We start from the raw sequence: 13,319 nt of genomic DNA, 5'->3' as shown, positions 1-13,319 counted from the left end.
ACACGACCATTTGCAAAGGAGTCGTTCATGAAAGGCACCGTCTTTGCCGTTGCGCTCAATCACCGTAGCCAGACCGAAGCTTGGCTCGATGCATTTCAGCAACCGCCTTATCAAACACCACCCAAAACCCCAGTTTGGTTTATCAAACCTCGTAATACCGTCATCCACAGTGGCGATGCGATCCCTGTTCCACAGGAAGAAAGAGTACAAAGCGGGGCCACCATTGCGCTAGTCGTTGGAAAGACCGCCCGCAAAATCACCACCGCCGACGCTGCAAATTACATTGCAGGTTATGCGCTGGCTAACGATGTGAGCTTGCCAGAAGAGTCCTTTTATCGCCCAGCGATCAAGGCCAAATGCCGTGACGGTTTCTGTCCTTTAGGTGAATTAGCCCCTCTGCCCCACGTTGATGCCGTCGATATCATCACCGAAATCAACGGTAAGGAAGTCAACCGTTGGACAACCGCCGACCTAAATCGCAGCGCCGCAGAACTCCTTTGTGCTCTGAGCGACTTCGCCACTCTACAGCCGGGCGATGTCATTTTATTAGGAACTCCCCAGCAACGCGTTGATATCCAAGCAGGCGACAACATCACGATTAAAGCAGCAGGTCTGCCAACGCTCGAAAATAGCACACGCCTACAGCTCAAAAGGACGGGAGAAACCGCATGAAACACGCTCGCATTCGCCATCAAGGGCAAGATGTTAGTGTCACTATCGACGAACAGAATCGCGCCTGTTTACCCAACGGCAGCAAAATTCAGACTGATGAAGTGCAGTGGTTGCCCCCCGTTGAAGGCACGCTATTCGCGTTAGGCTTGAACTACGCCGATCACGCCGCTGAGCTGGCCTTTAAAGCCCCAGAAGAACCGCTTATTTTTATCAAAGCGCCGAACTCTTTAACCGGCCACCAGCAAATATCGGTTCGCCCCGATAACGTTGATTACATGCACTACGAAGCCGAACTCGTGGTTGTCATTGGCAAGCAGGCATTTCAGGTCACGCCAGATGAGGCCATGGACTACGTTGCCGGTTATACCGTCTGTAACGATTACGCTATTCGTGATTATTTAGAAAACTACTACCGCCCTAACCTGCGAGTGAAAAGCCGCGACACGCTAACGCCTATCGGGCCTTGGATCGTTGATAAAGCAGACATTCCCGACCCGCATAATTTAACGCTCAGCACCTATGTTAATGGCGAGCTACGCCAGCGCGGCACCACCGCCGACCTTGTTTTCGATATCCCATTCCTAATCGCTTATTTAAGTGAATTTATGACGTTACAACCAGGCGACATGATCGCCACCGGCACGCCAAAAGGTCTGTCCGATGTGGTACCGGACGATGAAGTTATCGTTGAGGTTGAAGGCGTTGGCCGCCTGATTAACCGCATTATTAGCCAAGCCGAATATGAGGAGAGCCTGCGATGAAAAAAATAAACCATTGGATCAACGGTAAAAACGTTGCCAGTAAACAGTATTTCGAAACCACAAATCCGGCTAATGGCGAAGTATTAGCGGAGGTGGCCTCTGGCGGCGAAGAAGAGATCAATCTCGCCGTGGCAGCGGCGAAAGCGGCGTTCCCTAAATGGGCCAATCTACCAATGAAAGAACGTGCGCGTTTAATGCGTCGTTTAGGTGAATTGATTGACGAAAACGTTCCAGAAATTGCTGCTATGGAAACCGCGGATACGGGTCTACCGATTCATCAAACTAAAAATGTGCTGATCCCACGCGCTTCGCATAACTTTGAGTTTTTCTCTGAAATCTGCCAGCAGATGAACGGCAAAACCTATCCCGTCGACGACAAAATGCTCAACTACACCCTCGTACAACCCGTCGGTGTTTGCGCGCTCGTTTCGCCGTGGAACGTCCCGTTCATGACCGCAACATGGAAAGTCGCGCCCTGCTTGGCGCTTGGCAATACTGCGGTATTGAAAATGTCCGAGCTTTCTCCCCTCACTGCCGATCGCTTAGGCGAATTAGCGCTTGAGGCCGGAATTCCGGCTGGTGTGCTTAACGTTGTTCAGGGATACGGTGCCACGGCGGGCGATGCGCTGGTTCGCCATCACGACGTACGCGCTATCTCTTTCACCGGAGGTACTGCGACTGGCCGCAACATCATGAAAAATGCAGGCCTGAAGAAATACTCGATGGAACTCGGCGGCAAATCACCGGTGCTGATTTTTGAAGATGCCGACATCGAGCGCGCCTTGGATGCGGCTTTATTCACCATCTTCTCCATTAACGGCGAACGCTGCACCGCGGGCTCACGCATTTTCATTCAGCAGAGCATCTATCCTGAGTTTGTTAAACGCTTTGCAGAACGCGCTAACCGCCTGCGCGTCGGCGATCCACAAGATCCTAATACTCAGGTTGGCGCGCTCATCAGTCGCCAGCATTGGGAAAAAGTCTCCGGCTATATCCGTTTAGGCATTGAAGAAGGTGCCACGCTGCTTGCCGGTGGCCCAGATAAACCGAGCGACCTACCTGCCTCACTTAAAAACGGCAATTTCTTACGCCCAACCGTATTAGCCGATGTTGATAACCGCATGCGCGTGGCGCAGGAAGAAATATTTGGCCCCGTTGCCTGCCTGATGCCTTTCAAAGATGAAGCCGAAGGGCTGCGCTTGGCCAACGACGTGGAGTACGGATTGGCCTCCTACATCTGGACGCAGGACGTTAGCAAAGTACTGCGACTGGCACGCAGCATCGAAGCGGGCATGGTGTTTGTTAACACGCAGAACGTACGCGACCTTCGCCAACCTTTCGGCGGCGTTAAAGCCTCGGGTACCGGGCGCGAAGGCGGGGAATACAGCTTTGAAGTCTTTGCTGAAATGAAGAACGTCTGTATCTCAATGGGCGATCACCCCATCCCTAAATGGGGCGTATAGAACCACTTCCCCAGCGCTCACGCTGGGGCCTCCGCAATGTATTAAAACGAGAAGCGAGGAAATATGGGAAAGTTAGCCTTAGCCGCCAAAATTACACATGTTCCATCCATGTATCTGTCTGAGTTACCAGGTAAAAACCACGGTTGTCGTCAAGCCGCCATTGATGGACATAAAGAGATTGGCAAGCGCTGTCGTGAAATGGGCGTAGACACCATTATCGTGTTCGACACTCACTGGTTAGTGAACAGCGCCTATCACATTAACTGCGCAAATCATTTTTCCGGCACTTACACCAGCCATGAACTGCCGCATTTCATTCGTGATATGACCTATGAATACAACGGCAATCCTGAGCTAGGGCAGCTTATCGCTAAAGAAGCCTGCGCAATGGGCGTTCGCGCTCAGGCTCACAACATTCCTAGCCTATCGCTCGAATACGGCACGCTGGTTCCAATGCGTTATATGAACAGCGACCAACACTTCAAGGTGATCTCTATCTCGGCGTTTTGTACCGTCCACGCTTTTGAAGACAGCCGGAAGCTGGGAGAAGCCATTCTCAAAGCGATCGAACAATACGATGGCACCGTGGCGGTTCTCGCCAGCGGCTCACTTTCCCATCGCTTTATTGACGATCAGCGCGCCGAACAAGGTATGAACAGCTACACCCGCGAGTTCGATCACCAAATGGATGAACGCGTGGTCAAGCTGTGGCGTGAAGGTCAGTTCAAAGAGTTTTGCGAAATGCTGCCCGAATATGCCGACTACTGCTACGGCGAGGGCAACATGCATGACACCGTTATGCTGCTCGGCATGCTCGGTTGGGACAAATACGACGGCAAAGTGGAGTTTATTACCGATCTCTTTGCCAGCTCGGGAACCGGACAGGTCAACGCCGTTTTCCCTCTACCAGAACACGCATGAGGTCACGCCATGCCACATTTCTACGCTGAATGTACTGACAACATTCGTGAGCAGGCCGAACTCCCTGGTTTATTTGCCAAGGTTAACGCCGCGCTTGCCGCCACCGGTATTTTTCCCATCGGCGGGATCCGCAGCCGTGCCATCTGGCTAGACACATGGCAAATGGCGGATGGAAAACACGACTATGCCTTCGTGCACATGACGCTAAAGATTGGCTCGGGGCGCAGTTTAGAAAGCCGCCAACAGGTCGGTGAAATGCTGTTTGAACTCATCAAAACGCACTTCGCCGCGCTGATGGAAAGCCGCTATCTGGCGCTCTCTTTCGAAATTGAAGAGCTCCACCCGCAGCTTAATTACAAACAAAACAACGTGCATGCCCTGTTCAAGTCTTAGCTAAAAACGGCCCCTCTCTCATTCGAAGAGAGGGGAAATATCAGCGGCCAACATCATAAAAATAATAAGGATCCATCATGGCATCGCCTTTCACCACCCTCGCGCCGCGTGAGCTGCTTCGTCATCAAGCTTACATTAATGGCCACTGGCAAAGCGCCACCGATGGCCGCACTTTTGCGGTCATCAATCCGGCAAACGGCGAGACCATTGCCGAAGTCAGCGATCTATCCGCGCATGAAACCGAAGCCGCCATTCGCGCAGCCGCCGATGCACTGCCAGCATGGCGTAAACAAACGGCAAAGCAACGCAGCCAAACGCTGCAACGCTGGTTTCAGTTAATTATGCAAAATCAGGCCGAACTGGCCGAATTGCTCAGCCTAGAGCAAGGAAAACCCCAGTCCGAGGCGATGGGCGAAATTGCCTACGGTGCCAGCTTTATCGAGTGGTTTGCCGAAGAGGGGAAACGCGTTTATGGCGAAACCATTCCTTCCCCCTTACCCGGTCGGCGCATCAGCACCATCAAGCAGCCCGTCGGCGTCGTTGCCGCTATTACGCCGTGGAATTTCCCCAACGCGATGATCACACGCAAAGTTGCCCCCGCTCTGGCCGCGGGCTGCACCGTGGTATTAAAACCCGCGCCGGAAACACCGCTATCGGCGCTGGCCCTTGCCGTTCTAGCACATGAAGCAGGGATTCCCGCCGGTGTGTTTAACATCGTCACCGGCACCGATGCAGCGGCGATTGGTCAGGTATTAACGCAAAGTTCAACGGTACGGAAGCTCTCATTTACCGGCTCTACGCGCATTGGCAAGCTGCTGATGCAACAAAGCGCCGCCACGGTGAAAAAGCTCTCACTAGAGCTGGGTGGCAACGCGCCGTTCATCGTTTTTGACGACGCCGATCTTGATGCGGCAGTCCAAGGCGCATTGGCTGCTAAGTTTCGCAACAGCGGGCAAACCTGTGTGTGCGCCAACCGCATTCTGGTGCAAGACGGCATCTATGATGAATTTGCCCAGCGTTTAACCCGCGCCGTTAGCGAGCTGCGCGTTGGCCCTGCGATTGAACCCGCTTCCCAGCAAGGTCCTTTAATTAACCCAGCGGCGATTGCAAAGGTACAGGCGCACATCAGCGACGCCGTTTCGCACGGCGCACACATTCTTACCGGCGGGGAACAACACGCGCTGGGTGGACTCTTTTTCCAGCCCACCGTTATCAACCATGTCACCGAATCCATGCGCATTGCGCATGAAGAAACCTTCGGCCCTGTCGCTCCCCTCTTTCGTTTTCGCGATGAAGCAGACGCCATTCGCTTAGCGAATCAAACTGAATCAGGACTCGCCGCCTACTTCTACTCACGCGACATCGGACGTATTTATCGCGTTGCCGAAGCGCTGGAAAGCGGAATGGTTGGCATCAATGAAGGGCTGATTTCAAACGAAGTCGCGCCGTTTGGTGGGATTAAACAATCGGGTTTAGGGCGCGAAGGTTCGCGCTACGGAATCGAAGATTATCTGGAAGTGAAATATCTCTGCTTTGGCGGAATTGAGAACAACTGAGGTGCCTATGACGGCAAATAACGCAATGTTAACGAAAGAAACAATAAGCCAGATCGCCCATCGCTTGCATCAGGCTGAGCAAAGCCGTGAGCAGATCCGCCAGATATCGCTCGATCATCCACAGATCACCATTGAGGACGCCTACGCGATCCAGCGTCAATGGGTCGATCTCAAAATTCACGAGGGCCGCGTACTCAAGGGCCATAAGATTGGTTTGACGTCAAAAGCCATGCAGGCCAGCTAGCAGATCAGCGAGCCCGATTACGGCGCACTGCTTGATGACATGTTTTTTCAAGACGGCAGCGATATTCCCATCGATAAATTTATCGTGCCGCGCATTGAGGTTGAGCTAGCCTTCGTTCTGGCGAAGCCGCTGCGTGGGCCAAACTGCACGCTGTTTGACGTGTATAACGCGACGGACTACGTGATCCCAGCGCTGGAGCTCATTGACGCGCGTTGCCACAACATCGATCCGGATAGCCAACGTCCACGCAAAGTGTTCGACACCATTTCCGATAACGCCGCCAACGCGGGCGTGATTTTAGGTGGTCGCCCCATCAAACCCGATGCATTAGATCTGCGTTGGATCAGCGCGCTGATGTATCGCAACGGCGTCATTGAAGAATCCGGTGTTGCCGCCGCCGTGCTCAATCATCCGGCCAACGGCGTCGCATGGTTGGCCAATAAGCTTGCCGCTCACGATGTGCAGCTCGAAGCCGGACAAATCATTCTCGGTGGCTCATTTACCCGCCCAGTCCCTGCCCGACGTGGCGACACCTTCCACGTGGATTACGGCAATATGGGCTGCATTAGCTGCCGCTTTGTATAAGGAAAACCTTATGTCCTCGACCCTACATAACAGCTTTAAGCAGGCCCTCAAAGAAGGGCGTCCACAGATTGGTTTATGGCTTGGTCTGTGCAGCAGCTACAGCGCAGAGCTGCTAGCCGGTGCCGGTTTTGACTGGCTACTGATCGACGGCGAGCACGCGCCTAATAACATACAAACCGTGCTTACCCAGTTACAGGCTATTGCGCCTTACCCTAGCCAACCCGTAGTACGTCCTTCATGGAATGACGCGGTACAAATTAAACAGCTGCTCGACATTGGCGCACAAACCTTGCTGATCCCGATGGTACAAAATGCCGACGAAGCACTGGCGGCGGTACGCGCCACCCGTTATCCGCCACAGGGGATCCGCGGCGTTGGCAGCGCGCTCGCTCGGGCATCACGTTGGAATCGTATTCCTGACTACCTACAGCAGGCGAATGAACAGATGTGCGTTTTGGTGCAAATCGAAACCCGTGAAGCCTTACGCAACCTGCCACATATTCTGGATGTTGAAGGCATCGATGGGGTATTCATCGGCCCTGCCGATCTGAGTGCCGATATGGGATATGCGGGGAATCCTCAACACCCAGAAGTTAAAAGCGCGATTGAAAACGCGATTTTACAGATTAAAGCCGCGGGCAAAGCACCGGGGATCTTGATGGCATCGCCAGAGGTTGCCGATCGCTATCTCCAGCTCGGCGCACTGTTTGTTGCCGTCGGCGTTGATACCACCCTGCTGGCACGCGCAGCTGAAAATCTGGCGGCACGTTTTGGCAAGGGCAACGAGCCACCGACCACCGCGGGCGTTTACTGAGTTCATTCTGAGGGGAAAGGCAAATGAGCGATTCAACATCAGCGGTATCAAACGAGGTCGAGCCAGCCCATCGGCATAAAAACCTTACAGAACAGCAGCAGCGGGTTATCAACAAACTCTTCCGCCGTCTGATCGTGTTTTTATTCGTACTGTTTGTATTTTCATTTCTCGATCGTATCAATATCGGTTTTGCCGGTTTAACGATGGGAAAAGATCTCGGCCTTAGCTCCACTATGTTTGGGCTCGCGACCACGCTGTTCTATGCCACCTATGTGATTTTCGGCATTCCCAGCAACATTATGCTGGGCATCGTCGGCGCACGTCGTTGGATCGCAACGATCATGGTGCTGTGGGGGCTGGCGTCAACGGCAACCATGTTCGCCACCGGACCGCATAGTTTATATGTTCTGCGCATGATCGTAGGTATTACCGAAGCGGGCTTCCTGCCAGGGATCTTGGTTTATCTCACCTACTGGTTCCCCGCCTATTTCCGCGCCAGAGCCAATGCGCTGTTTATGATAGCCATGCCCGTCACCACCGCGCTCGGCTCGCTGGTTTCCGGCTATATTTTGTCACTCGACGGCATTTTGAGCCTCAAAGGCTGGCAATGGCTATTTCTGCTGGAGGGTTTCCCCTCGGTGCTATTAGGCATCATCGTTTGGTACTACCTCGACGATAAGCCGTCGAAAGCCAAGTGGCTAACTCAGGAAGATAAAGACTGTCTGCAAGAGATGATGGGCAGCGATAATTTGCAGTTAGTACAGCCTGAAGGAGCGCTTAGCCACAACGCCTTACAGCGGCCAAGCATGTGGCGTGAAATTTTCACCCCGATCGTGCTGATGTATACGCTGGCTTACTTCTGCCTCACCAATACGCTGAGCGCCATTAGTATCTGGACGCCCCAAATCATGCAGAGTTTTAACCAATCGAGCAGCAATATCACGATCGGTTTACTCGCCGCTATTCCTCAGTTTTGCACCATCGCGGGAATGATTTGGTGGAGCAAACACTCCGACCGCATGCAGGAACGAAAACACCATACCGCGTTGCCGTTTTTGTTCGCCGCCGTCGGTTGGTTACTGGCTTCCGCCACCGATCACAACATGATCCAGCTATTGGGGATCATCATGGCCTCCACGGGCTCATTTAGCGCGATGGCGATCTTCTGGACAACGCCCGACCAGTCGATCAGCCTGCGCGCCAGAGCGGTTGGGATCGCGGTAATCAATGCCACTGGCAACATTGGTTCAGCGGTGAGTCCGCTGCTGATTGGCTGGCTTAAAGATCAAACCGGAAACTTCAATTCGGGGCTCTACTTTGTCGCAGGGCTGCTAATTCTGGGCGCGATCATTATCTGGTTGATCCCGATGAAAGGATCACGACCACGGGCAACGCCGTAGGATATAAAACTCCCTCCCTCTCTCCGTTCTACACAAGGGAGAGGTTGACCGAGACTCGTGATTAAAATAAGTCTCCGTTATGCGCCCTCCCCTGCTAAGGGGGAGGGCTGGGGTGGGGTTCTAGAGGTTAGCGTCACCGCCATCAAGGAATAGCCATGAGCCAAATAACCAACATCGACATCAGTAAAGACTACGACGAAACGCAGGGCTCTGATGATGTGCATTACCAGTCATTCGCCCGCATGGCGGCATTCTTTGGGCGGGATATGAAGCCGCACCGTCATGACAGTTTTTTCCAAATGCACTTTCTGAATACCGGCCAAATTGAGCTACAGCTCGACGACCACCGCTATTCGGTGCAGGCACCGCTGTTTGTTCTCACACCGCCCTCGGTGCCACACGCATTTTTCACCGAGCCAGACAGCGACGGCCATGTGCTCACCGTTCGCCAAGAGCTGATTTGGCCGCTGCTGGAGGTGCTTTACCCAGGCAAACGCGATGCTTTCGATCTGCCAGGCATTTGCCTATCACTGGCCGATAAGCCTCAGGAATTAGCGGCGTTAGACCACTACTGGGCACTGATTGCCCGCGAGTCCACCAGCGAGTTAGGAGGACGAGAACATACGCTGGTACTTTTGGCACAGGCGGTTTTCACCCTACTGTTGCGAAATGTTCCGCTCGATGAACAATCCTCCAGCGGAATGCGCGGAGAAATGCGCGTTTTCCAGCGCCTTAACCAGCTTATCGACGAAAACTTCCGCCTGCATTGGTCAGTGCCGGAATATGCCAATAAGCTTGGAATTACGGAATCGAGGCTGACAGACATCTGTCGACGCTTCGCCAACCGTCCTCCCAAGCGGTTGATTTTCGACCGTCAGCTACGCGAGGCCAAGCGCCTGCTACTGTTTAGCGACAGTGCCGTGAGTGAAATTGCTTATCAGCTTGGATTCAAAGATCCCGCTTATTTTGCCCGTTTTTTTAATCGGTTAGTGGGCTGTTCGCCCAGCGCCTACCGTGCTGAACAGATCGCCGTTTCACACTGATCCAGTACAAAATTTGTGCTGGATCACATTCTTCCAACAAACCGCCACTCCCGCCTGAAAAGTACCAGTGATTACCTCAAAAGTATCTTCCCGAAAGCCTGTTTAAACGCTTCAATTAAGAAACAAAAATAAAACAATAAATTAACAAACAGCCAGTGAACGCCTTTCAGAAGGACGTTCTTGGATTCTGACCCTACTGTGAGGTAAACATGAAACCTGAAGATTTCCGTGCCGACGCCAAACGCCCGTTAACCGGTGAAGAGTACCTAAAAAGCCTGCAAGATGGCCGTGAGATCTACATCTACGGCGAGCGAGTCAAAGATGTCACCACTCACCCCGCATTTCGCAACGCGGCGGCGTCGGTAGGCCAACTTTATGACGCGCTGCACAAACCAGAGATGCAAGACAAACTGTGCTGGGGAACCGACACCGGCAGCGGCGGCTACACCCACAAATTCTTCCGCTTTGCGAAAAGCAGCGATGATTTACGCCAGCAGCGCGATGCTATCGCTGAATGGTCACGATTAAGCTATGGCTGGATGGGGCGCACCCCTGATTACAAAGCCGCATTTGGCAGCGCATTAGGTGCAAACCCGGCATTTTATGGGCAGTTTGAAGCCAACGCCCGTCACTGGTATCAGCGTATTCAGGAAACCGGGCTCTATTTCAACCATGCCATCGTCAACCCGCCAATCGATCGCCACAAGCCCGCTGACGAAGTGAAAGACGTCTATATCAAACTCGAAAAAGAAACCGATGCCGGCATTATCGTCAGCGGTGCCAAGGTAGTGGCCACCAACTCGGCGCTCACTCACTACAACATGATCGGTTTTGGTTCTGCTCAGGTCATGGGTGAAAACCCGGATTTCGCGCTGATGTTTGTCGCACCGATGGACGCCGACGGCGTGAAACTCATTTCACGCGCCTCTTACGAAATGGTGGCTGGCGCAACCGGCTCTCCTTACGACTATCCGCTCTCTAGCCGCTTCGACGAAAACGATGCGATTCTGGTGATGGATAAGGTCCTCATTCCATGGGAGAACGTGCTGATCTATCGTGACTTCGACCGCTGTCGCCGTTGGACAATGGAAGGTGGCTTTGCGCGCATGTATCCCCTTCAAGCCTGTGTGCGCTTGGCGGTTAAGCTCGACTTCATCACCGCGTTGTTGAAAAAGAGTCTGGAATGTACCGGAACTTCTGAGTTCCGCGGCGTATAGGCCGATCTCGGTGAAGTCGTCGCGTGGCGCAATATGTTTTGGGCGCTGAGCGATTCAATGTGTTCAGAAGCCACTCCGTGGGTAAACGGCGCTTATTTACCCGATCACGCCGCGCTACAAACCTACCGCGTCATGGCTCCAATGGCCTATGCCAAAATCAAAAACATTATCGAGCGCAACGTCACCAGCGGCCTGATTTATCTGCCCTCCAGCGCGCGCGATCTCAACAATCCAGAGATAGATAAATATCTCGCCCGCTATGTACGCGGCTCAAACGGCATGGATCACGTTGAACGCATCAAGATTTTAAAACTGATGTGGGACGCCATCGGCAGTGAGTTCGGCGGTCGTCATGAGCTTTATGAAATCAACTACTCAGGCAGCCAAGATGAAATCCGTCTGCAATGTCTGCGTCAGGCACAAACCTCCGGCAATATGGATCGCATGATGGCTATGGTGGATCGCTGTCTGTCGGAATATGACCAGCACGGTTGGACCGTTCCACACCTGCACAATAACAACGATATTAATATGTTAGACAAGCTGCTGAAATAACCAGTAGCGGGAGGCCAGCATGTCTTTAGAAAATGAACACCGTCTACGTTTCCGTGATGCCATGTCCAGCCTATCGGCTGCGGTCAACATCGTCACCACCGATGGCCCTGCAGGTCGCTGTGGGATCACCGCCACCGCCGTTTGCTCGGTAACGGATACACCGCCGTCGCTGATGGTATGCATCAACAGTAACAGCGCGATGAACCCTGTTTTTCAGGAGAACGGCAAACTCTGCGTCAACGTTCTGAGCCATGAGCAAGAGCTAATGGCACGACATTTTGCGGGGATGACGGGAACCAGCATGGAAGAACGCTTTAGCTGGGATATCTGGACCAAAGGCATGCTCGGCCAACCGATGCTGCGCGGAACCTTAGCCAGCCTCGAAGGTGAAATTGAACAGGTGCAAACTATTGGCACACATCTGGTGTATTTGGTGCAGATCAAGCAGATTACGCTAAGTGAAGCAGGCCACGGGCTGATTTACTTCAAGCGCCATTTTCATCCGGTGATGCTCGAAGCCGTCGCGGTATAAACTCACCCTAGGCTAATCACATATTGAGCCAAGCAACATCACGTTTGCTTGGCTTTTTTTGGCCTGTTATTTAGCTGTTTTACTCACCCGCTTCGGCTTGGTCGACAGCCAACAAATAATAGCACCTGCGGTAACGGCGCAAACACCTAGCCAGAACGTTGGCGGCAGCAAAGAAGATAAAATTAGCGAGGCAAATAACGCCGAAAGAATAGGCGTGAAATAAGAGAGCGTCGCGAGTAGATTAATATCCCCGCGAATCATACCGATATTCCACGCGGCGTAACCAAAGCCCATCGCCGCACCGGCCATCGCGATATAAAACGCGCTGTGCAAAGAGATAGTAAAACTCTCAGCTCCGCCTAATAACCATTTAATCCACAAACAGACGGCGGTGAGCGCGAAGAACAGCGCCGCTGCATTTTGTCCGTTGGCGTATTTATTCGTCACAACGCAATACACCGCCCACAGGATAGCGCCAACAAAGGCCAATACATAGCTAACCGGATGAGCAACGATATTCTCAGCCATTCCAGAAAGTGAGGCTAATGAACCGCCGCTTATCACCACCGTTACGCCTAATAAAGACAGCAACACGCCCAGCAATAAACTGATTTTTAACCGACCACCGCTGCATAAAAAAGAGAGCAGCACGGTAAAACTCGGCCATAAATAGTTAATCACCGAAACTTCAATCGACTGGGCTCGCGTGGTGGCATAACCCAGCGCCAAAGAGAGGCAGACTTCATAGCTGGCAAACAAAGCGCCCCCAGCTAACAAATAAACCGGTTTAAAGGCTCGCAGTTTGGGAGAACCCAACAGAATGAAAAGAAATATAGAACCCGCCGTATAGATCAATGCGGCACCTGCCACTGGCCCAACGCCTTCGCTAACGTTACGAATAAGGCCAACGATGGTGCTCCAAAGCAAGATGGCCAAGATCCCACAGGCGTTTGCTTTCGTTCTGCTACTGCTATCCATACTGCCTCGCAGTGAATAAAAGAGAGAGAAAAATTTGGCCCAAAAAGATAGCGCTGATTGGGCGGCTCAAGTTAAGCATTCTCACGTATTCAGTTAGATAAATCCAACAACATCAGCATGGATATTATCTAAATAGCCATAAACGGCGGTGCAGTGGCACACATAAAATCAGCCGATTTATCGTC

11 protein-coding genes and 2 pseudogenes are annotated in these 13,319 nt (G+C 52.6%); 12 read left to right on the top strand and 1 reads right to left on the bottom strand.

Features of this window, described 5'->3' with window-relative positions:
• Positions 1 to 27: 27 nt before the first annotated feature.
• The 12 genes and pseudogenes from DSM2777_RS08315 to DSM2777_RS08260 all read left to right on the top strand — a co-directional run bounded on the left by DSM2777_RS08315 (position 28) and on the right by DSM2777_RS08260 (position 12,156).
• The gene (locus tag DSM2777_RS08315; RefSeq protein ID WP_046458308.1) at positions 28 to 672 is read left to right on the top strand and encodes a fumarylacetoacetate hydrolase family protein; all 645 of its coding nucleotides are present in this window, start codon (positions 28 to 30) and stop codon (positions 670 to 672) included.
• The gene (locus DSM2777_RS08310; RefSeq protein ID WP_061553657.1) at positions 669 to 1,433 is read left to right on the top strand and encodes a fumarylacetoacetate hydrolase family protein; all 765 of its coding nucleotides are present in this window, start codon (positions 669 to 671) and stop codon (positions 1,431 to 1,433) included. Before DSM2777_RS08315 ends, DSM2777_RS08310 begins: the two co-directional genes overlap by 4 nt.
• Positions 1,430 to 2,896 carry a 5-carboxymethyl-2-hydroxymuconate semialdehyde dehydrogenase gene (hpaE, locus tag DSM2777_RS08305; RefSeq protein WP_061553656.1) on the top strand — a complete coding sequence of 489 codons (1,467 nt, stop codon included), beginning with the start codon at positions 1,430 to 1,432 and terminating at the stop codon, positions 2,894 to 2,896. Before DSM2777_RS08310 ends, hpaE begins: the two co-directional genes overlap by 4 nt.
• A gap of 63 nt (positions 2,897 to 2,959) precedes the next feature.
• Positions 2,960 to 3,817, top strand: a complete 858-nt coding sequence (gene hpaD, locus DSM2777_RS08300) for a 3,4-dihydroxyphenylacetate 2,3-dioxygenase (RefSeq protein ID WP_061553655.1) — start codon at positions 2,960 to 2,962, stop codon at positions 3,815 to 3,817.
• A 9-nt stretch (positions 3,818 to 3,826) separates the two neighbouring features.
• The gene (locus DSM2777_RS08295) at positions 3,827 to 4,210 is read left to right on the top strand and encodes a 5-carboxymethyl-2-hydroxymuconate Delta-isomerase (protein ID WP_046458312.1); all 384 of its coding nucleotides are present in this window, start codon (positions 3,827 to 3,829) and stop codon (positions 4,208 to 4,210) included.
• A gap of 77 nt (positions 4,211 to 4,287) precedes the next feature.
• Positions 4,288 to 5,766: an NAD-dependent succinate-semialdehyde dehydrogenase gene (locus DSM2777_RS08290; RefSeq protein WP_061553654.1), complete on the top strand. Its 1,479-nt coding sequence runs from the start codon at positions 4,288 to 4,290 to the stop codon at positions 5,764 to 5,766.
• 25 nt (positions 5,767 to 5,791) lie between these two features.
• Positions 5,792 to 6,595: pseudogene (hpaH, locus tag DSM2777_RS08285) on the top strand (2-oxo-hept-4-ene-1,7-dioate hydratase).
• A 10-nt stretch (positions 6,596 to 6,605) separates the two neighbouring features.
• Complete coding sequence (hpaI, locus tag DSM2777_RS08280; protein ID WP_061553653.1) at positions 6,606 to 7,409, top strand: 4-hydroxy-2-oxoheptanedioate aldolase; 804 nt, start codon at positions 6,606 to 6,608, stop codon at positions 7,407 to 7,409.
• 23 nt (positions 7,410 to 7,432) lie between these two features.
• On the top strand, positions 7,433 to 8,809 hold the full coding sequence (hpaX, locus tag DSM2777_RS08275) for a 4-hydroxyphenylacetate permease (protein ID WP_061553652.1): 1,377 nt from the start codon (positions 7,433 to 7,435) through the stop codon (positions 8,807 to 8,809).
• 155 nt (positions 8,810 to 8,964) lie between these two features.
• Positions 8,965 to 9,852 (top strand): 4-hydroxyphenylacetate catabolism regulatory protein HpaA, encoded by an 888-nt coding sequence (hpaA, locus tag DSM2777_RS08270; RefSeq protein WP_046458316.1) that lies wholly within the window; start codon positions 8,965 to 8,967, stop codon positions 9,850 to 9,852.
• Between the two features lie 209 nt (positions 9,853 to 10,061).
• Positions 10,062 to 11,624: pseudogene (hpaB, locus tag DSM2777_RS08265) on the top strand (4-hydroxyphenylacetate 3-monooxygenase, oxygenase component).
• 19 nt (positions 11,625 to 11,643) lie between these two features.
• Positions 11,644 to 12,156, top strand: coding sequence for a 4-hydroxyphenylacetate 3-monooxygenase reductase subunit (locus DSM2777_RS08260; protein ID WP_061553651.1), 513 nt, complete (start codon positions 11,644 to 11,646; stop codon positions 12,154 to 12,156).
• Between the two features lie 66 nt (positions 12,157 to 12,222).
• On the opposite strand, the gene yddG is transcribed toward DSM2777_RS08260, so the two are convergent.
• Positions 12,223 to 13,134 (bottom strand): aromatic amino acid DMT transporter YddG, encoded by a 912-nt coding sequence (gene yddG / locus DSM2777_RS08255; protein ID WP_046458317.1) that lies wholly within the window; start codon positions 13,132 to 13,134, stop codon positions 12,223 to 12,225.
• Positions 13,135 to 13,319: the final 185 nt, after the last annotated feature.

Origin of the sequence: Obesumbacterium proteus, assembly GCF_001586165.1 — a bacterium.
GTDB classification, from domain to species: Bacteria; Pseudomonadota; Gammaproteobacteria; order Enterobacterales; family Enterobacteriaceae; genus Hafnia; species Hafnia protea.
The sequence above is the reverse complement of the archived record's forward strand: the minus strand, read 5'-3'. Positions and strand labels throughout refer to the sequence as shown.

Coding starts and splice junctions, on each gene's coding strand:
- DSM2777_RS08315 (WP_046458308.1), top strand. CDS start 28: ATGAAAGGCACCGTCTTTGCCGTTGCGCTCAATCACCGTAGCCAGACC.
- DSM2777_RS08310 (WP_061553657.1), top strand. CDS start 669: ATGAAACACGCTCGCATTCGCCATCAAGGGCAAGATGTTAGTGTCACT.
- hpaE (WP_061553656.1), top strand. CDS start 1,430: ATGAAAAAAATAAACCATTGGATCAACGGTAAAAACGTTGCCAGTAAA.
- hpaD (WP_061553655.1), top strand. CDS start 2,960: ATGGGAAAGTTAGCCTTAGCCGCCAAAATTACACATGTTCCATCCATG.
- DSM2777_RS08295 (WP_046458312.1), top strand. CDS start 3,827: ATGCCACATTTCTACGCTGAATGTACTGACAACATTCGTGAGCAGGCC.
- DSM2777_RS08290 (WP_061553654.1), top strand. CDS start 4,288: ATGGCATCGCCTTTCACCACCCTCGCGCCGCGTGAGCTGCTTCGTCAT.
- hpaI (WP_061553653.1), top strand. CDS start 6,606: ATGTCCTCGACCCTACATAACAGCTTTAAGCAGGCCCTCAAAGAAGGG.
- hpaX (WP_061553652.1), top strand. CDS start 7,433: ATGAGCGATTCAACATCAGCGGTATCAAACGAGGTCGAGCCAGCCCAT.
- hpaA (WP_046458316.1), top strand. CDS start 8,965: ATGAGCCAAATAACCAACATCGACATCAGTAAAGACTACGACGAAACG.
- DSM2777_RS08260 (WP_061553651.1), top strand. CDS start 11,644: ATGTCTTTAGAAAATGAACACCGTCTACGTTTCCGTGATGCCATGTCC.
- yddG (WP_046458317.1), bottom strand. CDS start 13,134: ATGGATAGCAGTAGCAGAACGAAAGCAAACGCCTGTGGGATCTTGGCC.